Genomic DNA, 20,163 nt, shown 5'->3' with positions numbered 1-20,163 from the left:
GTAACGAAGCGTGCAGGTATGTCCCTTATGGGTGGGGGCCAAGACGTGCCGGCGGCGACGGCCGTGTGGCGCGCCCGGGCGGCGGGGAGGGTTCAGGCGCCGGTGGAGACCAGGACCCGCATGGACCGGTCGGCGAGGCAGACCTTGGCCTCGGCGGGCAGGATCTCCTCGGCGTACGGATCGTCGCGGAGGTCGTCCTCGGCGGTGTCGAGGACGGGACGCCAGGCGGCCCCCAGCTCCGGCCCCGGGAGGGCGAACGTCAGGTTCTCGTGGTGCGCGTTGATCAGCAGCAGGAACGTCTCGTCCCTGATCCGCTCGCCGCGCGGGCCCGGCTCGCTGATCGCGTCGCCGTTGACGTACACCGCCAGCGACTTGGCGTAGCCCGTGTGCCAGTCGCCGTCGGTCATCTCGGTGCCGGACGGCGTGAGCCAGATGATGTCCCTGCTGCCGTCCCCGGGCGAGTGGCCCTGGAAGAACCGGCGTCGCCGGAAGACGGGATGCGCCCGCCGTAACGCGGCCAGGCGGCGGACGAACTCCAGCAGGTCGCCCTCCTGGCGGATCAGCGACCAGTCGATCCAGGAGGTCTCGTTGTCCTGGCAGTAGGCGTTGTTGTTGCCGTTCTGGGTGCGGCCGAACTCGTCGCCCGCCAGCAGCATCGGCACGCCCTGGGACACGAACAGCGTGGTGAGGAGATTGCGCCGCTGCCGCCGGCGCAGCCGTACGATGCCGGGATCCTCCACCGGGCCCTCGGCGCCGCAGTTCCAGGAGCGGTTGTCGTCCGTGCCGTCGCGGTTGCCCTCGCCGTTGGCCTCGTTGTGCTTGTGGTCGTACGACACGAGGTCGTTGAGCGTGAACCCGTCGTGGGCGGTCACGAAGTTGATGGAGGCGACCGGGCGGCGGCCGCTGCTGGCGTACAGGTCGCTGGAGCCGGCCAGGCGCGAGGCGAACTCGGGCAGCGTCCGGGAGGCGCCGCGCCAGAAGTCCCGCACGGAGTCGCGGTATTTGCCGTTCCACTCGGTCCACAACGGCGGGAAGTTGCCGACCTGGTAGCCGCCGGGGCCGACGTCCCACGGCTCGGCGATCAGCTTGACCTGTGAGATCACCGGGTCCTGCTGGATGAGGTCGAAGAACGCGCTCAGCCGGTCGACGTCGTGCAGCTCCCGGGCCAGCGCGGCGGCGAGGTCGAAGCGGAAGCCGTCCACGTGCATGTCGAGCACCCAGTAGCGCAGCGAGTCCATGATCAGCTGGAGCGCGTGGGGCGAGCGGACGTTCAGCGAGTTGCCGCACCCGGTGTAGTCGAGGTAGTAGCGGCGGTCCTCCTCGCGCAGCCGGTAGTAGGCGACGTTGTCGATGCCGCGGAAGCCCAGCGTGGGGCCCATGTGGTCGCCCTCGGCGGTGTGGTTGTAGACGACGTCGAGGATCACCTCGATCCCCGCGTCGTGCAGGGCCCGCACCATCGCCTTGAACTCCTGGACCTGCTCGCCGCGCTGCCCCGAGCTGGCGTACGCGTTGTGCGGCGCCATGTAGGCGATCGTGTTGTAGCCCCAGTAGTTGGTCAGCCCCCGGGCGACCAGGAAGTGCTCGGGCACGAACTGGTGCACGGGCATGAGCTCGACCGCCGTCACGCCGATCGACAACAGATGGTCGATCACGGCAGGGTGCGCGAGCCCGGCGTAGGTGCCCCGCTGCTCCTCGGGTACGGCGGGATGGCGCATGGTCAGGCCGCGCACGTGCGCCTCGTAGATCACCGTCTCGTGGTACGGCGTGCGGGGCGGCCGGTCGTTGCCCCACTCGAAGAACGGGTTCACGACCACGTTCTTCGGCATGTACGGCGCGGAGTCGTCGGTGTTGAGCCGCGCGGGGTCGGCGAAATGGTAGGAGAAGAGCGACTCGTTCCACCGCACCGAGCCCTCGATCGCCTTGGCGTACGGGTCGAGCAGCAGCTTGGACGGATTGCACCGGTGCCCGTGGTCGGGCCGGTAGGGTCCGTGCACGCGGAAGCCGTACCGCTGGCCGGGCATGATCCCGGGCACGTAGCCGTGCCAGACGAACCCGTCGACCTCGGGCAGGTCGACGCGGGTTTCCTCACCCCTGTCGTCGTACAGGCACAGTTCGACCCGCTCGGCCACCTCTGAGAACACCGAGAAGTTGGTGCCCACACCATCCCAGGTGGCGCCGAGCGGGTAGGGCTCTCCAGGCCAAACCTCGCGCATGTAACCTCATTCTCCACTGCTCGGGCGAATCGTGCACGCGCGACGATCGCTGCTCTCGCACCGGAACGCGGGAGCCCCCGCCGGATCCGGTCCGGCGGGGGCTCCCACTGGTGCTCAGCCGACCAGCTCGGCGTTGAGGGTGATCGTCGTGCCGGCGAGCGCCTTGCTCACCGGGCAGTTCGCCTTGGCGGTCTCGGCGGCCTGCTGGAAGTCCTCGGCGGAGATTCCGGGCACCTGCCCGCGGACGGAGATCACGATGCCGGTGATGCCCTCGCCCGGCTGGAAGGTCACGTCCGCGCGGGTCTCCAGCGACTGCGGCGGCGTGCCGGCCTTGGCCAGCCCCGCGGACAGGGCCATCGAGAAGCACGAGGAGTGAGCGGCGGCGATCAGCTCCTCCGGGCTCGTCTTGCCGTTGGCCGCCTCCGCCCGGGAGGGCCAGGAGACGTCGAAGGTGCCGACCCCGGAGGTGTCGAGCGAAACGGTGCCCGAACCGTCGAGCAGTGCGCCCTTCCACTGCGTCGTCGCGGTACGAGTGGTCGCCATGGCGATATCCCTTCAGTAAGCGGAGCCTATCCACAGTGACCTTAACGCCGCCGGCGACGGGCCGGGCCCGCGGCATGGCCGGTTGCGGGCTCACGCCGGGGCGGCGCGCTCCAGGATCGCCTCCAGGTCGAGGCCGGGGGGCAGCGTGCCGAGGGCGCGTCCCCAGTCACCGGCAAGGCGCGAGGCGCAGAACGCGTCGGCCACCGCGGCGGGGGCGTGCCGTACGAGCAGGGACGCCTGGAGGACCAGCGTCATCTCCTCGGCCACCCGGCGCGCGTCGGCCTCGCCCGCCGCGGCGAGCCTCTTCAGCACCCGCTCGGCCGCGTCGGCGACCCTCCGGTCCTGGGCCAGCGCCACCTCGGCGAAGAACGCCTCGACGGCCTCCGGCTCCCTGGCCATCACCCGCATCAGGTCGAGGGCGGCCACGTTGCCCGAGCCCTCCCAGATGCCGTTCAGCGGCGACTCCCGGAACAGCCGGGGCATCTGCGACTCCTCGACGTACCCGTTGCCGCCCAGGCACTCCAGCGCCTCGGCCGCGTGGACCGGTGCCCGCTTGCACACCCAGTATTTGCCGGCGGCGAGGGCGGCCCGGCGGAACAGGCCCTCGCCCGCGTCGCCCCGGATCGCCCGGTCGGTGGCCCCGGCCAGGCGCATCATGAGCGTGGTCGCGGCCTCCGACTCCAGCGCCAGGTCGGCGAGCACCGAGCGCATCAGCGGCTGCTCGGCCAGCGTCCGGCCGAACGCCCTGCGGTGACGGGCGTGATGAAGCGCCTGCGTCAGGCCGTACCGCATGCCGGCGGCCGAGCCGATCACGCAGTCGAGCCTGGTCATGTTCACCATCTCGATGATGGTCCGGACGCCCCGGCCCTCCTCGCCGACGAGGTAGGCGATCGCGCCCTCGTACTCGACCTCGGCCGAGGCGTTCGACCGGTTGCCGAGCTTGTCCTTAAGCCGCATCAGGCGCATCGCGTTGCGGGTGCCGTCGGGCAGCACGCGGGGGAGCAGGAAGCACGACAGCCCGCCCGGGGCCTGGGCCAGCACCAGGAACACGTCGCACATGGGGGCGGAGTTGAACCACTTGTGGCCGGTCAGGGCGAAGCTCCCGTCGCCCAGCGGCTCGGCCCTGGTGGTGTTGGCCCGCACGTCGGAGCCGCCCTGCTTCTCGGTCATGGCCATCCCGGCCAGCACGCCGCGCTTGTCCTTCGCCGGGCGCAGCCCGAAGTCGTACGTGCGGGAGGCCAGCAGCGGCTCCCACTCCGCGCGCAGCGACGGAGAGTGCCGCAGCGCGGCCACGGCGGCGTACGTCATGGAGACCGGGCAGCCGTGCCCGGCCTCGACCTGCGACCAGGTGAAGAACTTCGCGGCCCTCGCGACGTGCGCACCGGGCCGGGCCGACGTCCAGGGCGCGGCGTGCGCGCCGCTCTCGACCGCGACCGTCATCAGCTCGTGCCAGGCCGGGTGGAACTCGACCTCGTCGATCCTGTTGCCGTAGCGGTCGTGGGTCCGCAGGACGGGCGGGTGCTCGTTTGCCAGCCGCCCCCACTCCTGCGCCTTCGCCGAACCGGCCAGCAGGCCGAGCTGGCGCAGCTCCCCGGTCGCCCAGTCCGCCCCCTCCCTGGCGAGCCCCTCCAGCAGCGCCTTGTCGGCCGCGACGTCGTGGCCGGACAGCGGTGGCACCTGGTTGGTCACGTCGTGGGTCACTGGGTCCTCCTGTGGTCAGTGCAGGGACTCGTCCATACCGGGACGTCCACGATGCCGGGACTTCATCTCTAACATCCCGGGCGGCAGGGACAAACACCGGACAACGAACGGTCAAGCGCCCGTAATCTCCAGTCCGAGCTCCTGGGCCGCCTCCAGGGCGAGGTCGCGGGCGTAGTCCTGGTCGGCCCCCGCCTCGCTGAGCACCCGGTGGACGCCCTCGATCGCGCGCCGGTCCCCGCGCCCGGCCAGGCCCCGCGCGGCCTCGGCCACCGTCGTCAGATCGCGGTCGGTCAGCCGGGAGACCAGGGCGTCCCTGATGGGCTCGGTATCGGCGGGCAGCCCCGCGATGCCCATCCTGGCCCAGTCGCGCACCTCGTCGTCGGCGCACCGGCTCAGCCTGATCAGCGCGGCCAGCCCGTCCTCGTCGTCCGGAGGCAGGACCGCGGCGAGTGCCATGGGATCGTGGACCGTGGGCTCCCGGCCCGGGGTGTTGACGAGCTTGAGCACCTCGGGGAGCGCCCGTTCGTCGGTCTGGTGGCCGAACGCGCGGAGCAGCGCCTCGACGACCGCGGGCTCGGTCTCGTGCCGGGCCAGGTCGCGCAGGATCTCCAGGACGCGGTCCCGGTAGGGGTCGTGCGCCGCGTCCGCGCCGAGCCCTGTCTCCGCGCCGAGCCCTGTCTCCCCGGCGGGCCCCGGCTGTCCGTCGAGCCCCGGCCGCCTCCCGAGCGCCGCCTGCCCGCCGACGCCCGTCACGCGGCCGAACTGCGCGAGCGCGTCCACGCCGAACTCCCGCTCCACCGGGTCGTCGCTCTCGCACAGCCGGGCCAGCGCCAGGAACGTCTCCTCGTCGTGGCGGGACTGGAGCGCGTGGACGGCCGCCCACCACGTCTCGTCGTCCTCGTCCAGGTCGCGGTAGGGCAGCACGCGCCTGAGCAGTACGTCCGGGGGCGGACGCAGACCGAGAGCCGCCTCCAGGACCGTCGCGATCGCGGCGTGCCCCTGCTGGCGGCTGATCGAGTAGTCGACGCCGGTGCCACGCGCCTCGACCGCGACCCGCCGGGTGCCGTCCGCGGCGGAGGCGTGGGCCACCAGCACCGTGTGCTCGCCCTCCACCCTCCTGGAGACCTCCTCGCGCAGCACGGCTTCGACGTCCACCGCCGCCAGCCGCGCGGCGATCTCCAGCGGGGTCATGCCGTCCCAGCCCGGCGCGGACGGGTCGGCGCCGTGCTCCAGCAGGGACCAGACGATCCCGTACGCCCCGAAGATCGTGGCCAGCGTCAGCGGGGTGTCGCCGTCGTCGTCGGCCCGGCCGGGATCGGCCCCGGCGTCGAGCAGGATGTCGGCCGACTCCAGGTTGCCGTTGGCCGCGGCCCACAGCAGAGGCGTCCAGCCGCCCTCCTCCGCCGCGTCGGGATCGGCGCCGCCGTCGAGCAGCGCCTGGACGGTCTCGGCATGGTTCCAGCACGCCGCCGCGCAGAGCGGAAGGCCCTCCTCGTGCCCTCCGCTCGGCTGGTCCGGGTCGGCGCCATATTCCAGGAGCAGCCTGACGATGTCGTGGTGACCGCCGACGGCCGCCCGGTAGAGCGGCGTCGTCCCCTGAGCGGGGTTCACGGCGGTGTCCGGGTGCAGCATCGCCGCCACCCGCGCGACGTCCCCTCCCGCTACCGCTTCCAATAACCTGCTGCGGGTCACGATTCCATGCTCACACAGCCTCTTCCGAGCATCGTCCGCAGGGATCGTCTCTCCGGTTCGTCTCCTGGGTCGGTCCCAGGACCGCTCCCAGGATCGGCGCAGGATCGTTCCCAGGGAGGAGGGCGAGCGGGACCGGCCCGGGATACGGTGAAGGGCGTGAACGATCCGGGTGGTATGCGGGCATCCGACGCCGAACGCGAGGCCGTGGTGGAGCAGCTGCGCGTGGCCTCCGCCGAGGGACGGCTGACCCTCGCGGAGCTGACCGAGCGGACCGAGGCCGCCTATCTGGCGCAGACCCACGGAGAGCTCGCCCAGATCACCGCCGACCTGCCGGGAGGCGTTCCCGGGCCCCGGCCCGCCGTACCGGCCGCCCCGCAGGGCAGGACGCGCAAGTGGATCGTCGCGGTGCTGGGCGACGCCAAGAGGACCGGCACATGGCGGATCGACGACGGCATCGGCGCGGTCTCCGTCATGGGCGACGTGGTCCTCGACCTGCGTCAGGCCGAGGTGCGTGGGCGTGAGGTGGACATCGTCGCCGCGTGCGTGATGGGCGACATCAGGATCATCGTGCCGGACGGCGTCGACGTCGAGCTCTCCGGAATCACGATCATGGGGGACAAGAAGGTCCAGGTGATCGAGGCGCCCCGAGGCCGGTCCGCCCCCGTCGTCAGGGTCACGGCGTACGTGCTGATGGGCGACGTGAAGATCATCGGCGACTCGCACGCCGCGCCGGTCAAGCGCGGCTGGTTCGCCTGGAGCGAGTGGTGGCAGGAACGCCGCCAGCGCCCGGGCTTCAGCGGATACGAGATCCACCACCACCGACGCCGCCACCGCGGCCTGCACTGATCGAGCCGACTTTCCGGCCCGCGCCGGCCGGATGGCCCCCCGAGGCAACATCGGGACGTTCCCAGGGCGTAGTCATCGGTGACCGTTCACCAAGGGATCACCGAGAACCTGGGGGCCGCACATGCGCGACCGGGCCGACTTCGAGCGCTATGTCGAGCAGCGCTCGGAGCGACTGCTGCGGACGGCCTACCTGCTCTGCCGTGACTGGGCCACCGCCGAGGACCTGCTCCAGACGGCGCTGGCCAAAGCGTGGCTGGCCTGGCGCAGGGTCGGCGAGAACCCCGACCCGTACGTCTACCGCATCCTGACCAACACCCACGCCTCCTGGTGGCGCCGACGCTGGCGCGGCGAGCAGCCGGTCGACGTGCTGCCGGAACCGGCCGTCGGCGACCCGGCCGACCTGCTCGGCTCCCGCGACGCCGTACGGCAGGCCCTCACCTGCCTGCCGCCGAAACAGCGCGCCGTGATCGTGCTGCGTTACTTCGCCGATCTGGGCGACGCCCAGATCGCGGAAATCCTGGGCTGCTCGGCCGCCACCGTTCGAAGTCAGGCGAGCAGGGCGCTGGCCAGGCTGCGTGTCGATTCCGCCGCCCGCTCCGCGATGAGCCTGGAGGGCTGACATGACGATGACCGATAACGACCTGCGTGACCTGCTCGCCCGAGATGCGTCCACGGGGGGAGGCGCGGGCGTCACCCTGGCCGACGTCGACCGGAGGGTGCGGCGCATCCGGCGCCGTCGCGGCGTCGCGGGGGCGGCGGTGGCCGCCGGACTGGCCACTGTGGTGATGGTGGCGACCTCACCGCGTACGATGACGATCTCGCCGGCCGACGCCCCCGACGCCGCCACCGCGGCCGGCCCTTCGCCGACCCAGGATGTGACCTACCTGACGAGCGACCGGGTGCTCCTGGACGAGGAGATCACGGCTGGCGGGCGCAAGGTGCCGTTCAGGGTCGCCGTCCAGGCCGATTCGGTGAACATCCAGGTCGAGTGCCGCACGCCGTCCTACGCGTTCGTCTGGCACGAGGGGGTGCTGGTCGATCAGGGACCCTGTGGAATCCAGGACGACCACGTCGACCACCTGCGCTCCTGGACCGATCAGGATGGGCGGGTGCCGTCAGGACGCGACGAGTTCCATGTGGCGGTGATTCCGCCGGGCAGCGTGGTGGACGGTCATGGTGCGGTCGATGCGGACGACGCCGCGCGCATCGTCGGCGAGACCGGCGAATACCGCACCGACGCCAGGGTGACGATCCGGGAGGCGTTCGCCGTCGTCGGCGCGGGCTCGCCCAGCGTCTGCCAAGGAGACATCGTCATCCGCAGGCCGGACGGGCGGGAGATCCTGTCGTCGGCGTGCGACCAGCCCGGCGAGGAGCCCCCATCCCCGCAGGGTTAGTGCTCTCAGCCGCGCTGTGAGCCACGTCTGGCCGGTGCGGATCACCGGCTGCTGTCGGGCGTCCAGCGAAGCGTCATGTCGGGCAGGTTCTCCATGTTGCGATCACCGTCGCTGGTGTCGAGGACGGTGAAACCGTGGCTCTCGTAGAACGCGCGGGCATCGGTGTTCTGCTGGAAGACGTGCAACGACACCCCGTCGGGGCTGTGCCGCCTGACCTCGTCGAGCAGCAGCGTGCCGACTCCCTGCCGGCGGACGTCCGGGCGCAGATAGAGGTCTTCGAGCATGTCGCCGTCGAGGGCCGCATAGCCGATGATCTCCGCGTCACGCACGGCGACCCACGTGCGACACCGCCTGAGCACGACGTCCTGGACCCATCCGGTCACTTCCTCGTGACTGCGCTTCTGCGGAGGCAGGTAGGGCATGGTCGCCGACCGGGAGGTCATGTGGATCCGCGCGATCACAGCAGCGTCCGCTTCCTCCGCGATTCGGATCAAGGTCCTGCCGTCATCGGTCACGCCGGGAACCTACAAGCCCCGCGAAGACTCGGTCCACCGGTTAACCCCGTGAACACTGCCGGTCACAACACTGAACGAGCACGTCCTGACGCGAACCGGGAAACTCCGTCGAGATCTAATAGCCGACAATCGCCGCCATTTTTGCGAACTCTGTGTAATTGAACGACTGCCGTACGTAATATCTCGGCCATGCCTGGTATTGATCACGAAATGCCGATCGAGCTCATCCGCAACCGGCCGGAGACCGCACTTGAGCTGCTCCGCTGCGTCACCGGGATGCGGGTGCCGCCCTTTGCCGCCGCTCGCGTCGAGGCGGCCGACTGCACCCAGCCGGGACCGATCGAGCACCGAGCCGACTCGGTGGTGGTCGTGCGGGACAAGAACGGAACGGCGCTCCTGGCCGTGATCGTGGAGGTGCAGCTCGGACGGGACGCCGCCAAGAGGTTCAGCTGGCCGGTCTACGTCACGACGTTGCGATCGCAGCACAAGTGCGACGCCGCGCTGCTGGTCATCTGCCCGGACCGGTCGATGGCCCGCTGGTGTGAGAAGGCGATCCGGCTGGGCCCGAACGGCGTCATCGTCCCGCTGGCGATCCACCCCGGCCGCATGCCCCTGATCACCGACCCCGAGCAGGCCCGCGCCTGCCCCGAACTCGCGGTGCTGTCGGCCGTGGCGCACTCCGACGAGGCCGAGAGCGAGCAGGTGCTGGAGGCGATGCTGGCAGGGCTGGAGGCCCTGGATGAGGATCGGGTCAGATTATATTTGAACCACGTGTTCGGCTCGCTACCGGAAGTAACCGCTAAGCGTCTGGAGGAGATGGTGAGCACCATTCAGGACTTCGACTACCTCGGCGAGAAGTACTTCTCCCACTGGGTCGACAAAGGCCGTGAGGAGGGCCGTGAGGAAGGCCGCGCGGAGGGCGAGATCAACTCGATTCTGGCGGTGCTCGACGCCCGTGGTCTGGAGATCTCCGACGAAGCGCGTGAGCGGATCCGCGGGTGTGAGGACCTGAGCCAGCTCGGCATCTGGGTCCGCAGGGCCGCCACCGTCACCTCGGCCGACGACCTTTTCGCCTAGCCTGGGGCGTTCCGTCAGGCGGCCGCGGAGGCGGCGCGTACGGCCTGGGCGTGGCGTTCGAGCAGGAGCGTGACCAGTTCGGGAGCGGGCCCGAGGACGGCGGCCACGGCGTGTGCCCCGGCCTCCAGGGTGTCGCGCTCCACCATGTCGGCGAAGTAGCCGGGAGCCAGCAGGTAGGGCGCCACCACGACCTTCGGGGCGCCCGCGCGCGTCAGCCGTACGACCTCGTCCCGAGGGGTGGGCGCGGCGGCCGAGGCGTAGGCGGCGCTGACCGACCACCAGGGGCGGGTGCGCGCCCACTCGCGGGCGACGGCGGCGATCGTCGCGTTCGCCCGGCGGGCGCTGGAGCCGGCCGAGACGAGCACCACCGCGGTGTCCGGGTCGCCGATCTCCACGCCGGCCTCGGCGAGGCGGCGTTCGAGTGCGCGTACGAGCAGCGGGTGGGGGCCGAGGGTGGGGCCGCAGACGGCCCGCAGCAGCGGCGTACGGCCGGCGGCCTCCCGCAGCGCCGCCGGGATGTCCACCCGGCTGTGGTAGGCGGCGGTGAGCAGCAGGGGGAGCACGACGGCCTCGTCCAGCCCCGACAGCGCCTGTGGCAGCGACGGCGTGGCGTGGTCGAGATAGGCGGCGCGGACGTCCAGGCCGGGCCGAGCCTGCCGTACGCCGTCGAGGAGCGCCTCCACGGTCGCGGCGGCGCGCGGGTCGCGGGACCCGTGCGCCACCGCGATCAGCGGTGCGCCTGTGTGCGCGACGGTCGTCACAGGTGGATGCCGCACTCGATCTTGCCGAGGCCGGCCCAGCGGCCGCTGCGCGGGTCCTCGCCCGGCGCCACCCGCCGGGTGCAGGGGGCGCAGCCGATCGAGGGATAGTCGTCGTAGTGCAGCGGGTTGATCAGGACGCCGTTGTCGGCGATGTAGTTGTCGACGTCCTCCTGGGTCCACCGGGCGATGGGGTTGATCTTCACCATCTGCCGCTTGGCGTCCCACTCCACGACCTTGGTGTTCGCCCTGGTGGGCGACTCGTCGCGGCGGATGCCCGACACCCAGGCGAGGTACGGCTCGAGCGCCCGGTTGAGCGGCTCGACCTTGCGCAGGTAGCAGCACAGGTCGGGGTTGCGCCCGTACAGGCGCGGCCCCAGGTCGCGGTCCTGTTCCTCGACGGTCCTGGACGGCTTCACGTTGATCACGTTGACCTGGTAGACCGCCTCGACCGCGTCACGGGTGCCGATGGTCTCGGCGAAGTGGTAACCCGTGTCGATGAACAACACGTCGACGCCGGGCTTGACCCTGCTGACCAGGTCGATCAGCAGGGCGTCGCTCATCGACGAGGTGAGACAGAGGCGGTCGCCGAAGGTGGCCGCGGCCCAACGGATGATCTCCCGGGCGGGCGCGTCCTCAAGGAAGCGCGCCGCGGACTCCACAATGCCCTGGAGATCCAGCGTCACCCGCTGCCGCTCCAGTCCTGCCTCTATCTCCGCCACCGACATCGTTACTCCTCACACGTCGTTCATTGGTTCATTCATCGGGTGATGGGATGAAAAGCCTCTGGGGATTACGAACGCACGCCGAGGCCGAGGAATTTCACCCGGAAGGCGCGGGCGCAGGACCTGCAGTACCAACCGTGGCTTTCTTCCTCGGTCACATAGGGCTCCAGGTCCTCCTCGCCGCAGTACGGGCAGTAGAAGGGCGCGGCGCGCTCGGTGCTCATCGGTTTGCTCCGCTCGCTGGCCTTGAGCGCGTTCCAGGTGACGTCTTCCGTCGTCGCTCACGCGTGCTCGTACCTCGCACGCGTTCGCTCCTCAGTTCAGACGCCACCGCGCCCTCGGCTGTCATTTGAGGTCGGCTTCGTCGGCGCGCTGGACCCACTGGGCGAAGGTCTCGCCGGCGTTCTTCTGCTTCTCGTAGTTGCGGACGACCCGCTCGACGTAGTCGGGCAGATCCTCGGCGGTGGTCTTGAGACCGCGGACCTTGCGGCCGAAGCTCGGGTTGAGACCGACCGAGCCGCCCAGGTGCACCTGGAAGCCTTCGACCTGCTCGCCCTTGTCGTTGACCACAAGCTGGCCCTTGAGGCCGATGTCGGCCACCTGGATGCGGGCGCAGGAGTTCGGGCAGCCGTTGACGTTGATCGTCAGCGGCTCGGCGAAGTCCGGAAGGCGCCGCTCCAGCTCGTCGATCAGGGCCGACGCGGTGGCCTTGGTCTCGACGATCGCGAGCTTGCAGTATTCGATGCCGGTGCAGGCCATCGTCTGGCGGCGGAACGTGGACGGGTTCACCTGGAGGTCGGCGGCCTCCAGCTCCGCCACGATCGACTCCACCTTGTCGGGGGCGACGTCGAGGATGACCATCTTCTGCTCGACCGTCGTACGGACCCGGGTGGAGCCGTGCCGCTCGGCGATGTCGGCGATGCGGTGCAGCGTGTCGCCGTCCACCCGGCCCACGCGGGGGGCGAAGCCGACGTAGAAGTTGCCGTCACGCTGGGGGTGCACCCCGACGTGGTCGCGCCGGCCGCCGCGCGGCGCCTCCGGAGCGGGGCCGTCCGGCAGGGCGTACTTCAGGTATTCGGTCTCCAGGACCTCGCGGAACTTCTCCGCGCCCCAGTCGTTGACGAGGAACTTGATGCGCGCCCGGTGACGCAGGCGGCGGTAGCCGTAGTCGCGGAAGATGCCGGCGACCCCGGCCCACACCTCGTGAACCTGCTCGGGCCGGACGAACGCGCCGAGCCGCTTGGCGAACATCGGGTTGGTCGACAGACCGCCGCCCACCCAGACGTCGAAGCCGTGCTCGCCCTGCTCGTTCACCACGCCGACGAACGCCACGTCGTTGATCTCGTGGACGGTGCAGTGGGCCGTGCAGCCGCTGACCGCCGTCTTGAACTTGCGCGGCAGGTTGGAGAACGCCTTGTCGCCGATGTACCGGTCGTAGATCTCGCGGATCTGGGCGGTGCCGTCGATCACCTCGCCGGCGTCGATGCCGGCCAGCGGGCAGCCGAGGATGACGCGGGGAGTGTCGCCGCACGCCTCGGTGGTGGACAGGCCGACCGCCTCCAGCCGCTGCCAGATGTCCGGCACCGACTCGATGTCGATCCAGTGGAGCTGGATGTTCTGCCGGTCGGTGATGTCGGCGGTGCCCCTGGCGTACTCGTTGGAGATGTCGGCGATCACCCGGAGCTGCTCCAGGCTGAGCTGTCCGCCGTCGATGCGGACGCGCAGCATGAAGTAGCGGTCGTCGAGCTCCTCGGGCTCCAGGATCGCCGTCTTGCCGCCGTCGATTCCGGGCTTGCGCTGGGTGTAGAGGCCGAACCAGCGGAACCGGCCGCGCAGGTCGGCGGGGTCGATGGAGTCGAAGCCGCGCTTGGAGTAGATGTCGATGATCCGCTGGCGGACGTTCAGCCCGTCATCGGCCTTCTTGTTCTCCTCGTTCTTGTTCAGCGGCTCACGGTAACCGAGAGCCCACTGACCTTCGCCGCGCGGGCGCTTGTGGTGGCGGTTCGCCGGGCGGGCCGGGGTGCTCATGGGCACACGTCCTTCTCCGAGGCTCGGTCTGAGATCGGGTTTCGGCGGACACCGGCGCAGGCGGCCTCTCACCTCGCCGTCGAGTGTGAGGGCATACGAAAACGACGCCTGGCCGAGCGCCCGGATGGATCAGCGGAGGGGCGACGGTCAGCCGGCGTCGATACAGATCGCGCTACGGACGCGCAGGAGATCGACGTGGCGTCGCACGACGAGCAACGGGTCCGCTGGCATGTCCCAAACGATACCTCTGAGATCCTGGATGTCCAAGTTCGTGTCCAGGATGCGGGATTGTGACGGCAATGTAACGCGGGTCAGCCCTTGCGGACCCAGTTCACCGGAGGTTCGGCCTCGTGCTCCTTCTTGGACGGCTCCTGATGCTGGCAGTCGCACCAGGACCCGCCGCGGCACTCCTTGTGCCGGCGCTCCCTGCACGCTCTGCAGATCATGTCTCCATTGTGAACGCCATGCTGCAGGCCGGGCGATCCGGAGGGGCACGTCGCCGGTCTGGACCGAGGAACGCGTGGGAGCGAAGCGACCAGAGTGCGACGAGGGAATGCCCATGGCGCGCCTCCGGCACGACCGGGTTCTCGCGAGCAGGGGGTGGGGGCCCCTATTCTGGGCGGCGACGATCCGCCCGCAGGTCACGTACTAACCGCTGCGGCAGCGGGTAGAGCCCAGTTCTCATGACCGGTTGGGTGCCATGACCTCCACGGACGCGCCATCGCGCAGGCCGCGGCTTACGCGCAAGGGCATGGCGCTCGCCCGTGCGCGGCTCACGTGGCTGCGTGACACGAACGTCTGGGCCCTGGTCAGGGCGACCACGATGGCGGGCGTCAACTACCGGGTTACCGGCCTCGCGGGCGAGGCGGCGTTCTTCGCGCTGCTGTCGCTGCCGCCGTTCGTGCTCGGGCTGCTGGGTGTCATGGGCCACCTGAGCGGGCTGCTCGGCCCGGCCGCCATCGACGAGATCAGGCGCTGGGTCGTGGACCAGTCCGAGCTGCTGTTCACGGACAACACCGTCCAGCGGGTCGTCAAACCGCTGCTCGCCGACGTGCTGAGCGGCGGACAGGTCTCGCTGATCTCGGTCGGCTTCCTGCTGTCGCTGTGGTCGGGCTCGCGGGCTCTGTTCGTCTACGTGGACCTGATATCCATCGCGTACGGTCTGGGGGAGACCCGGGGGATCATCCGCACCCGGGTCATGTCGTTCTGCCTCTATATCGCGGCGCTGCTGATCGGGCTGGTCGTGATGCCGATCCTGGTCATCGGGCCCACGCTGATGTCCAACGCCCTGCCCAGATATGCCGCGCTCGTGACGATCTTCTATTGGCCCGTGCTCGTGATCGGCTCGGTGCTGATGCTCACGCTGCTCTATCACGTGAGCGTGCCGCACCGCACGCGCTGGTGGCGCGAGGTGCCGGGGGCCGTGCTGGCGCTGCTGATCTGGATCGTGTGCGCCGCGTTCCTGCGCGAGGTGCTCGCCGCCTGGTTCACCCCGCTGTCGATCTACGGCTCGCTCGCGGCGCCGATCGCCGTGCTGCTGTGGCTCTACATCACCGCGCTCGCCGTGCTCATCGGGGCGACGCTGAACGCGGAGCTGGACCGGCTCTGGCCGCTGGGCGGCGCCCCCCGGCACGAGCACCATCACCGCAGGTCCGCCAAGGACTGATCTGCGGCTGTCGCCGGGTGTGCTCCCGGTCTCGGCAGCCGTGCCCCGGGCCGGATCGTGCGCCGCGCACGGCTCTCGTACGGGGCGCGCTCCGATAGGGTTGATAGGCATCGCGACTGGCGCTGGAGCGCCCGATGGGCGCAGGTGGGGCACCACCGGGGAGCGAATCTGCGGAGGCCGTGCGCCTGGGTCGCCGCCGACGTCGACGTGGAGAAGGAAGGCGCAATGGCTGAGAACTCGCTGAACGTCGTCGATCCCGAGATCGCCGAGCTGATCAGGGCGGAGGAGCGGCGGCAGGCCGACACCGTCAAGCTGATCGCGTCAGAGAACTACGTGTCCAGGGCCGTCCTGGAGGCGACCGGAACCGTCCTCACCAACAAATACTCCGAGGGCTACCCGGGCAAGCGTTACTACGAGGGCCAGCAGGTCATCGACCAGATCGAGACGCTGGCGATCGAGCGGGCCAAGTCGGTCTTCGGCGTGAGCCACGCCAACGTCCAGCCCTACTCGGGCTCGCCCGCCAACCTCGCCGTCTATCTGGCGTTCCTGAACCCGGGCGACACCGTGCTCGGGATGGGCCTGCCGTTCGGCGGCCACCTCACCCACGGCTGGTCGGTGTCCGCGACCGGCAAGTGGTTCAACTCGGTCCGCTACGGCGTGCGCCGCGACACCGGCCGCATCGACATGGACGAGGTGCGCGCGCTGGCGCTGGAGCACCGGCCCAAGCTGATCTTCTGCGGCGGCACCGCGATCCCGCGCACGATCGACTTCCCGGCGTTCGCCGAGATCGCCAAGGAGGTCGGCGCGGTGCTCGCGGCCGACATCGCCCACATCGCGGGCCTCGTCGCCGGCGGCGCCCACCCCTCGCCGGTCGGGCACGCGGACGTGATCTCCACGACCACCCACAAGACCCTGCGCGGCCCGCGCGGCGCGATGCTCATGGCGAACACCGACGAGGTCGCCAAGGCGCTCGACAAGGCCGTGTTCCCCGGCCTTCAGGGCGGCCCGCACAACCACACCACCGCCGCCATCGCGGTCGCCCTGCACGAGGCCGCCCAGCCGGAGTTCAAGGCGTACGCCGCGCAGATCGTGAAGAACGCCAAGGCGCTCGCCGACGAGCTGCTCGCCCGCGGGTTCGACCTGGTCTCCGGCGGCACCGACAACCACCTGATCCTGATGGACCTCACGTCCAAGGGCGTCGGGGGCAAGCCGGCCGCGCAGGCCCTCGACCGGGCGGGCCTGGAGACCAACTACAACACCGTGCCCTTCGACCCGCGCAAGCCGTTCGACCCGTCCGGCATCCGCATCGGCACGCCGTCGGTCACCTCCCGCGGGATGGGCGAGGCCGAGATGCGCCAGATCGCCGCGTGGATGGACGAGGTCGTCACCGCCGTCGCCAAGGGCGACGCGGAGGACGTGATCGCACGGGTGCACGGCGAGGTCACCGAGCTGACGAGCCGGTTCCCCGCGCCCGGCCTGTCCTGATCGCCGGAATCGACGAGCGACGGCTCCCCGCGACCTCACGAGGCCGTGGGGAGCCGTTGTTTCGCACCGGCCGGGGACGGATCAAACGGAATAATCGGTTGCGTGGAGCCGCGGGGGCGCTGCTAGGGTTCCCCCGTCGCCGCAGCCGTGCGGCCAGGACCAGGGAGGTGAGGACTATGCGGGTCTTCCTGACGACCATGCCGTCCGTCAACTCCCGGGTGCCCGCCTAAGCTCTTCTCGCTGGGACACCCGGTTTCCCGAAGGGTGTTCACCAGCAGTGTTCAACGATCTTTCTCTTCTCGGCTGGCATGACGGGCTCGCGGAGGAGCTTCCCGGCCTGCCAGGCGGAGCCGTCCCCGCGCGTGTGGCGCGGGTCGACCGGGGCGCCGCCGAGGTCATCGCCGCCGACGGAACCCATCAGGCGCGGTTCGGCGCCCGCGTACGCAGGGCCGCGGCGGCCGATCCGCTGGAGCTTCCGTGCGTGGGGGACTGGGTCGCGCTAGCCCGGCTCGATCTGTCCTCGTCCAATGGAGGCCGCTACGAGCTGGCCGAGGTGCTGCCCCGCCGTACGGCCTTCGTCCGGGGCGGCGTGAGCCGCGACTCGCGCGGCGGCCTGTCGGGCGACGGCCAGGGCCAGGTGCTGGCCGCCAACGTCGACGTGGTCTTCGTGGCCGAGCCGTCCATGCACGCTACGCCTCCCGGGGGGCTACGGGGGGTCGTCCCCCCGGGCAAGCACGGTGCCGATCTCGGCAGGATCGAGCGTCTCGTGGCGCTCGCCTGGGAGAGCGGCGCGCGTCCGGTCGTGCTCGTCACAAAGGCCGACCTTTTCGATCAGGGGCTGGACGATCTCCTCGCCGACGTCGCGGCGGCGGCGCCGGGCGTCGACGTCCATCCGGTCTGCTCGCTCACCGGTGACGGCGTCGACCTGGTGCGCGCCCACCTCGGCCCCTCGGGGACCGCGGTGGTCCTCGGCCCGTCGGGTGCGGGCAAGTCCACGCTCGTCAACGCCCTCGCCGGCGCGGAGGTCATGGAGACCCAGCAGGTCAGGGCCGCCGACGGGCGGGGCAGGCACACCACCGTCCACCGGCAGCTCATCCCGCTGCCCGGCGGCGGGCTCGTCATCGACACGCCCGGCATCCGCCGGGTCGGGCTGTACGAGATGAGCGAGGGCGTCGACCTGGTCTTCTCCGACATCGAGGAGCTGGCCGGGGGCTGCCGGTTCTCCGACTGCCGGCACCAGGCGGAACCGGGCTGCGCGGTGCTCGCGGCGGTCGAGTCGGGCGAGCTGCCCGAACGGCGGCTGGAGAGCTGGAACCGGCTCCAGCGCGAGGCCGCCTGGATGGCCCGCCGCACCGACGCCCGGCTGCGCGCCGAGCAGACCCGCAAATGGAAGACCATCCACAAGCAGATGCGGGGCATGAGCCGCCCATAGGCCCGGATGTGTCCCGTTCCGGGCGGGTATGACCGGGACGTGAAGACGATGCGGGTGCGGCTGCCGTACGCCGACCGCGCCGAGGCGGGTGCGCTGCTCGCCGAGATCCTGTGGGACATGAGCCCGCGCGATCCGGTGGTGCTCGCCCTGCCGCGCGGCGGCGGAGGCGATGCTCGGCGAGGCGGACGCGATCGTCGTGCCGGTCACGCCGGAGAACTTCCGCGCGGTGGGTCAGTGGTATCGGCGGTTCGACCAGCTCACCGATGACGACGTGCTGGGCCTGCTGGCCGAGGCGGGGCGAGGAGGAACGGATGACACCTGAAGGGCGCTCCGCGTGCGCCGTCGCCCAGGTCGGGGGACGGGACGCGAAGCGCCCAGCGGTGACGCGTGTCGGGGAAGGGGAAAATGCTCAGGCGACAGCGCTGATCCCGGCGCTGGCGGCGCGGCGCATACGACGGCGGCGCTCGGAAGCGCGCTCGTCCTCGTTGAGGCCACCCCACGTGCCGTACTTCTCCGGGCGGGAGAGCGCGTAGTCGAGGCACTCCGCTCGCACAGGACACTGAGCGCAGATGGCCTTGGCCTTGCGCTCCCGGATGTCGCGCTCGGGCTGACGCTCGCCGTCAGGACCGAAGAACAGCACCAGGTCCTCTCCCCGGCACGCGGCATCATCCTGCCAACCCCAGCTGGGGCGCGGGCGGGCGAGCTGCCGACGTACCTGAGACATGAGAAACCACCTTTGGTGAGAGGTATTTCAGTGTTTGTGCCGCATTGGACGCTTGTGGCATCCCTTGTGCCAACGCCGGGATAGGCCGTGGTGTTCCCGGCTCCGGGGCGGAGCCCTCAGGTCAACGCCGGCGTGAGCTCGCTCAGCTCGGCCAACCTGTAGGTCGGGATTCCGTCGGCGCAGAGCGATCCGCACGGTGCCGTGAACACCGTGGGTTCGACCACGACCCGAAACCGCGACGTCCCACGCTTCGTCGTGCAGCGCACGACGCAGATCGTGGAGTCGTCAACCGACCGGGAGGATTCCACGGCCACCCCGCCGACCGAGATCTCGCCGGTATGCGCCCGGACGAAGTGCTCGGCGGCCTGCAGTGGCTCAGGGATACCCGCGCGTCCCCGGAAACGGTCGAGGACGACCTCGCCGTGCCGGTACGCGTTTGCCGCCGCGATCGCAGCAGCCTGAGACATGCTGCCGTAGTAAAGCCCGTGTGGCAAGCATACGAGGTTGGCGGCGTATCGATCGCCGCCGACATGTGTGGTTTCCCACACTTCGCCGGGCAGGTTCTCGTCGAGGAACCGCGCCAGCGGGAGTCCGAGACGTGCACAGCACGCGTTGTGCCGGCCGTGCGTGCACACCAGGTACATCGGCTCGTTAACCAGTATGCAGGACTCCGGAACCACTCCGTGCACAAGAGCGCCCAGGTCAAGATCGTCGGGGCGCTCCAGGAAGGCCTCGGCGAGCCATGGATCGTCCACCGCGCAGGCGGCGACGTAGACGTGCAGGGGGCCCGTACGGGCCTCGCGGCGGCCGGGCCGGCGGATGAGTTGCGGCCGGATGTCAAGAGCTCTGGCGCGGGAGATCAGCCGGTGGACCTCGTCGGGCAGGCGGCACTCCTCCAGCTCCGCGGCCCAGGGCCCCGCGTGCTCGATCAGCAGCCAGAACCGGCCCTTCTTGGTCGCGCTCGCGAGGATCGGCGCCTCCCCCGTGTGGCAGGCGGCGGGGTGCTCGCACCCGTTGGCCATGCGGTCCCGTCCTTCTCTCGCGTTTCTTAGGTAAGACTAACCTTAACCAATGACGTCGGCGGTCGCAGGAGCGGGCCGGTAAATCCCCGTTAAATCCATAAATGTCCTGATACTGCCCATCTGGGCGGCGCAGCCGAGCACGTGTGAGGCGGGCAGGGGCCGGGCGGCGGGAACGGCGGGGGTGCGGGAAGGGGCCCGTGGCGCAGCGGCGGCACGCTCGTCCCCGAGCGCGTGCGGGTGGCGCTCGGAACGGGCCCGGGGGCTTCGGCGGGGCGAGGGCCGGGCGGCGTTCAGGGCGGTCGGGGGCTTCGGCGGGGCGAGGGCCGGGCGGCGTTCAGGGCG

20 protein-coding genes and 1 riboswitch are annotated in these 20,163 nt (G+C 70.6%); of the genes, 8 read left to right on the top strand and 12 right to left on the bottom strand.

All coding sequences use genetic code 11. The features are described from left to right. Positions 1 to 92: 92 nt before the first annotated feature. The 4 genes from glgX to FLV34_RS04065 form a co-directional block, all read right to left on the bottom strand. On the bottom strand, positions 93 to 2,213 hold the full coding sequence (glgX, locus tag FLV34_RS04080; RefSeq protein ID WP_147942399.1) for a glycogen debranching protein GlgX: 2,121 nt from the start codon (positions 2,211 to 2,213) through the stop codon (positions 93 to 95). Positions 2,214 to 2,327: 114 nt separating this feature from the next. Continuing rightward, complete coding sequence (locus tag FLV34_RS04075) at positions 2,328 to 2,756, bottom strand: OsmC family protein (RefSeq protein ID WP_142625310.1); 429 nt, start codon at positions 2,754 to 2,756, stop codon at positions 2,328 to 2,330. 90 nt (positions 2,757 to 2,846) lie between these two features. After that, positions 2,847 to 4,457 carry an isovaleryl-CoA dehydrogenase gene (locus FLV34_RS04070; protein ID WP_147942398.1) on the bottom strand — a complete coding sequence of 537 codons (1,611 nt, stop codon included), beginning with the start codon at positions 4,455 to 4,457 and terminating at the stop codon, positions 2,847 to 2,849. A 111-nt stretch (positions 4,458 to 4,568) separates the two neighbouring features. After that, positions 4,569 to 6,149: an ankyrin repeat domain-containing protein gene (locus FLV34_RS04065; protein ID WP_261985649.1), complete on the bottom strand. Its 1,581-nt coding sequence runs from the start codon at positions 6,147 to 6,149 to the stop codon at positions 4,569 to 4,571. A gap of 156 nt (positions 6,150 to 6,305) precedes the next feature. Here FLV34_RS04065 and FLV34_RS04060 point away from each other — a divergent pair, with 156 nt between their 5' ends. From FLV34_RS04060 to FLV34_RS04050, 3 genes are all read left to right on the top strand, one after another. After that, a complete protein-coding gene (locus FLV34_RS04060) occupies positions 6,306 to 6,995 on the top strand; it encodes a DUF1707 domain-containing protein (protein ID WP_147942397.1) in 690 nt (229 codons plus the stop codon). A 121-nt stretch (positions 6,996 to 7,116) separates the two neighbouring features. Further along, positions 7,117 to 7,614, top strand: a complete 498-nt coding sequence (locus FLV34_RS04055) for a SigE family RNA polymerase sigma factor (RefSeq protein ID WP_142645446.1) — start codon at positions 7,117 to 7,119, stop codon at positions 7,612 to 7,614. Between the two features lies 1 nt (position 7,615). Further along, the gene (locus tag FLV34_RS04050) at positions 7,616 to 8,389 is read left to right on the top strand and encodes a hypothetical protein (protein ID WP_142645445.1); all 774 of its coding nucleotides are present in this window, start codon (positions 7,616 to 7,618) and stop codon (positions 8,387 to 8,389) included. 41 nt (positions 8,390 to 8,430) lie between these two features. Here FLV34_RS04050 and FLV34_RS04045 read toward each other — a convergent pair whose 3' ends face one another. Continuing rightward, positions 8,431 to 8,904, bottom strand: coding sequence for a GNAT family N-acetyltransferase (locus FLV34_RS04045; RefSeq protein WP_147942396.1), 474 nt, complete (start codon positions 8,902 to 8,904; stop codon positions 8,431 to 8,433). Positions 8,905 to 9,114: 210 nt separating this feature from the next. Between FLV34_RS04045 and FLV34_RS04040 the strand changes: the two genes are divergently transcribed. After that, positions 9,115 to 9,981, top strand: coding sequence for a hypothetical protein (locus FLV34_RS04040; RefSeq protein ID WP_147942395.1), 867 nt, complete (start codon positions 9,115 to 9,117; stop codon positions 9,979 to 9,981). 14 nt (positions 9,982 to 9,995) lie between these two features. Here FLV34_RS04040 and FLV34_RS04035 read toward each other — a convergent pair whose 3' ends face one another. The 5 genes from FLV34_RS04035 to FLV34_RS42170 all read right to left on the bottom strand — a co-directional run bounded on the left by FLV34_RS04035 (position 9,996) and on the right by FLV34_RS42170 (position 13,938). Beyond that, the gene (locus FLV34_RS04035; protein ID WP_261985648.1) at positions 9,996 to 10,742 is read right to left on the bottom strand and encodes a sirohydrochlorin chelatase; all 747 of its coding nucleotides are present in this window, start codon (positions 10,740 to 10,742) and stop codon (positions 9,996 to 9,998) included. Next, a complete protein-coding gene (locus FLV34_RS04030) occupies positions 10,739 to 11,467 on the bottom strand; it encodes a phosphoadenylyl-sulfate reductase (protein ID WP_079314141.1) in 729 nt (242 codons plus the stop codon). Before FLV34_RS04030 ends, FLV34_RS04035 begins: the two co-directional genes overlap by 4 nt. 65 nt (positions 11,468 to 11,532) lie before the next feature. Continuing rightward, complete coding sequence (locus FLV34_RS04025; protein ID WP_142563833.1) at positions 11,533 to 11,688, bottom strand: Insertion element protein; 156 nt, start codon at positions 11,686 to 11,688, stop codon at positions 11,533 to 11,535. A gap of 121 nt (positions 11,689 to 11,809) precedes the next feature. Beyond that, on the bottom strand, positions 11,810 to 13,492 hold the full coding sequence (locus tag FLV34_RS04020) for a nitrite/sulfite reductase (RefSeq protein WP_142645442.1): 1,683 nt from the start codon (positions 13,490 to 13,492) through the stop codon (positions 11,810 to 11,812). Positions 13,493 to 13,803: 311 nt separating this feature from the next. Beyond that, complete coding sequence (locus FLV34_RS42170) at positions 13,804 to 13,938, bottom strand: hypothetical protein (RefSeq protein ID WP_260617085.1); 135 nt, start codon at positions 13,936 to 13,938, stop codon at positions 13,804 to 13,806. 305 nt (positions 13,939 to 14,243) lie between these two features. Between FLV34_RS42170 and FLV34_RS04015 the strand changes: the two genes are divergently transcribed. The 4 genes from FLV34_RS04015 (at position 14,244) to FLV34_RS40175 (ending at position 18,397) form a co-directional block, all read left to right on the top strand. Further along, a complete protein-coding gene (locus FLV34_RS04015; protein WP_168065618.1) occupies positions 14,244 to 15,158 on the top strand; it encodes a YihY/virulence factor BrkB family protein in 915 nt (304 codons plus the stop codon). Between the two features lie 102 nt (positions 15,159 to 15,260). Continuing rightward, a riboswitch (ZMP/ZTP riboswitch) is annotated at positions 15,261 to 15,356 on the top strand. Positions 15,357 to 15,383: 27 nt separating this feature from the next. Continuing rightward, positions 15,384 to 16,643 (top strand): serine hydroxymethyltransferase, encoded by a 1,260-nt coding sequence (glyA, locus tag FLV34_RS04010; protein WP_147942394.1) that lies wholly within the window; start codon positions 15,384 to 15,386, stop codon positions 16,641 to 16,643. A 277-nt stretch (positions 16,644 to 16,920) separates the two neighbouring features. After that, the gene (gene rsgA / locus FLV34_RS04005; RefSeq protein ID WP_142645439.1) at positions 16,921 to 18,075 is read left to right on the top strand and encodes a ribosome small subunit-dependent GTPase A; all 1,155 of its coding nucleotides are present in this window, start codon (positions 16,921 to 16,923) and stop codon (positions 18,073 to 18,075) included. 169 nt (positions 18,076 to 18,244) lie between these two features. Then, a complete protein-coding gene (locus FLV34_RS40175) occupies positions 18,245 to 18,397 on the top strand; it encodes a hypothetical protein (RefSeq protein WP_187280532.1) in 153 nt (50 codons plus the stop codon). A gap of 87 nt (positions 18,398 to 18,484) precedes the next feature. Here the strand turns inward: FLV34_RS40175 and FLV34_RS04000 are convergent, their stop codons facing one another. Both FLV34_RS04000 and FLV34_RS03995 read right to left on the bottom strand, forming a co-directional pair. Continuing rightward, entirely contained in the window at positions 18,485 to 18,799 is a 315-nt protein-coding gene (locus tag FLV34_RS04000) for a WhiB family transcriptional regulator (protein ID WP_076434697.1), read from the bottom strand. Between the two features lie 116 nt (positions 18,800 to 18,915). Next, the gene (locus FLV34_RS03995; protein ID WP_142645437.1) at positions 18,916 to 19,821 is read right to left on the bottom strand and encodes a sucrase ferredoxin; all 906 of its coding nucleotides are present in this window, start codon (positions 19,819 to 19,821) and stop codon (positions 18,916 to 18,918) included. Between the last annotated feature and the right edge of the window lie 342 nt (positions 19,822 to 20,163).

The sequence above is a fragment of the Microbispora sp. CSR-4 genome, assembly GCF_008033685.1.
In the GTDB taxonomy this organism is placed as follows: domain Bacteria; phylum Actinomycetota; class Actinomycetes; order Streptosporangiales; family Streptosporangiaceae; genus Microbispora.
Note: the sequence above shows the minus strand (reverse complement) of the source record. Positions and strands in the feature narration are given on the sequence as shown.

What these genes read in the sequence shown, in the direction of transcription:
- FLV34_RS04030 (WP_079314141.1), bottom strand. Translation starts at nt 11,467, where the DNA reads ATGTCGGTGGCGGAGATAGAGGCAGGACTGGAGCGGCAGCGGGTGACG.
- glgX (WP_147942399.1), bottom strand. Translation starts at nt 2,213, where the DNA reads ATGCGCGAGGTTTGGCCTGGAGAGCCCTACCCGCTCGGCGCCACCTGG.
- FLV34_RS04020 (WP_142645442.1), bottom strand. Translation starts at nt 13,492, where the DNA reads ATGAGCACCCCGGCCCGCCCGGCGAACCGCCACCACAAGCGCCCGCGC.
- FLV34_RS04075 (WP_142625310.1), bottom strand. Translation starts at nt 2,756, where the DNA reads ATGGCGACCACTCGTACCGCGACGACGCAGTGGAAGGGCGCACTGCTC.
- FLV34_RS04040 (WP_147942395.1), top strand. Translation starts at nt 9,115, where the DNA reads ATGCCGATCGAGCTCATCCGCAACCGGCCGGAGACCGCACTTGAGCTG.
- FLV34_RS04055 (WP_142645446.1), top strand. Translation starts at nt 7,117, where the DNA reads ATGCGCGACCGGGCCGACTTCGAGCGCTATGTCGAGCAGCGCTCGGAG.
- FLV34_RS04050 (WP_142645445.1), top strand. Translation starts at nt 7,616, where the DNA reads ATGACGATGACCGATAACGACCTGCGTGACCTGCTCGCCCGAGATGCG.
- FLV34_RS04025 (WP_142563833.1), bottom strand. Translation starts at nt 11,688, where the DNA reads ATGAGCACCGAGCGCGCCGCGCCCTTCTACTGCCCGTACTGCGGCGAG.
- FLV34_RS04000 (WP_076434697.1), bottom strand. Translation starts at nt 18,799, where the DNA reads ATGTCTCAGGTACGTCGGCAGCTCGCCCGCCCGCGCCCCAGCTGGGGT.
- FLV34_RS42170 (WP_260617085.1), bottom strand. Translation starts at nt 13,938, where the DNA reads ATGATCTGCAGAGCGTGCAGGGAGCGCCGGCACAAGGAGTGCCGCGGC.
- FLV34_RS40175 (WP_187280532.1), top strand. Translation starts at nt 18,245, where the DNA reads ATGCTCGGCGAGGCGGACGCGATCGTCGTGCCGGTCACGCCGGAGAAC.
- glyA (WP_147942394.1), top strand. Translation starts at nt 15,384, where the DNA reads ATGGCTGAGAACTCGCTGAACGTCGTCGATCCCGAGATCGCCGAGCTG.
- FLV34_RS04015 (WP_168065618.1), top strand. Translation starts at nt 14,244, where the DNA reads ATGGCGCTCGCCCGTGCGCGGCTCACGTGGCTGCGTGACACGAACGTC.
- FLV34_RS03995 (WP_142645437.1), bottom strand. Translation starts at nt 19,821, where the DNA reads ATGGCCAACGGGTGCGAGCACCCCGCCGCCTGCCACACGGGGGAGGCG.